At 22.2% G+C, this 1395-nt stretch carries 2 protein-coding genes; both read right to left on the bottom strand.

The features are described 5' to 3' along the window. Window positions 1-259 precede the first annotated feature (259 nt). Entirely contained in the window at window positions 260-607 is a 348-nt protein-coding gene (locus tag G3997_RS04635) for a DUF134 domain-containing protein (protein WP_296648835.1), read from the bottom strand. Between the two features lie 68 nt (window positions 608-675). Beyond that, entirely contained in the window at window positions 676-1095 is a 420-nt protein-coding gene (locus G3997_RS04630) for a DUF3783 domain-containing protein (protein WP_296648831.1), read from the bottom strand. Window positions 1096-1395: the final 300 nt, after the last annotated feature.

Below are 1395 nucleotides of genomic sequence, written 5' to 3'. Positions count from 1 at the left end.
CTTATATCTACTAGTAATATATTTTCATTATTTTTTATTAATTCTTTTAATTTATTACTACTTATATTTTTATATCCCACTAAAATCACCTCTCCCAGTTTAGTATACTATATTTTATACCCTATTTTATAGATAGATAGCAATTTTTTTATATTTATATCTGCCAATAAATATCATTTAAGGTAATAGCAAATTTAAAGTATATTATAAATGCTTATGTACATAAATTAAACCCCTTATAAAATACAAGGGGCTTTGATTATTTTAAGAAACCAGCTTCTTCATTGGTCATAATTTTACTAGATAAACATAACGGGCATTTTATATCTTCCTTAGTGTAATCTATTTCATATATTTGACCACATACAGCACATCTAAATTTACATAAAGTAGTACATTTAGGTTCTTCATTTATACTAATATCTATAATACTAATTTCATTTCCATCTATAATTGCCTTAGTTACTTTTTCTCTTGCACTATTTAATATATTGTTATACTCTTTAATATCTATGTTCATTAAACTTGCACATCTTTTATCAGTATAATTATTTATATCTTTTAACTCTAAAGCCTTAAGTTCAATAGTTGTCAATTCAATTTTCATACTCAACGACCTCCTTATATAGATATATTAATATATGTATATAATTTGGATATTTGTGTATTTACTTATTAATTTTTGTGTATAGACACTTTTGAACTATTTAAACTAATAGCTTCTTCTTGTAAATTATATATAAGATTTTTTAAGTCCCAGTTAATTGATGTTTCTGTTACTGCTGCCATTAATGGTCTTTGAACCTTTAATCTCTTTAAATTATCAGATACAGCACTAATTTTTCTACTTTCTATATTATTAAATATAATAGCTCTACTATTTATTTTTTCTTCACTATCTTCTAATAAGTTGTTATCTAATATATCTTTTATAGTAGTATTTAAGTTATCATTTTTTAATATAATAACATCACGTATCCCTATTAATCTAAATATATTCTTTATTGTCATTAAATCTTTATTATTGAAATTAAATAATAAAGCACATCTTCTATCTCCTGTAGTACTTAATTCTTTTAAATCTTTAAATGTCATATTAAACACATCCTTTCACTTTATAATTACCTAGCATAATCTTACTTAAAACATTTATTTTTAAATTCGTTTATATTAACATTAGCTATAATTATTGCATCTGCTATTTTACCACTTTCTAGTAGGCTTTGCCAATCTTTAAATACATTATTTTCATATTATATCCCCYTTTATTTAGTTATTGTTAAATTTATTATTAAAATTTATCTTTAGTGCATCTTCACAATATATATTAAATTTATCTACAGGTAAGTCTATATCTTTTTCTCTTAATCCATTCTTTAAAATATTTATTGCATC

The sequence above is a fragment of the Romboutsia sp. 13368 genome (assembly GCF_018336475.1).
Classification (GTDB): domain Bacteria; phylum Bacillota; class Clostridia; order Peptostreptococcales; family Peptostreptococcaceae; genus Romboutsia.
The sequence above is the reverse complement of the archived record's forward strand: the minus strand, read 5'-3'. Positions and strand labels throughout refer to the sequence as shown.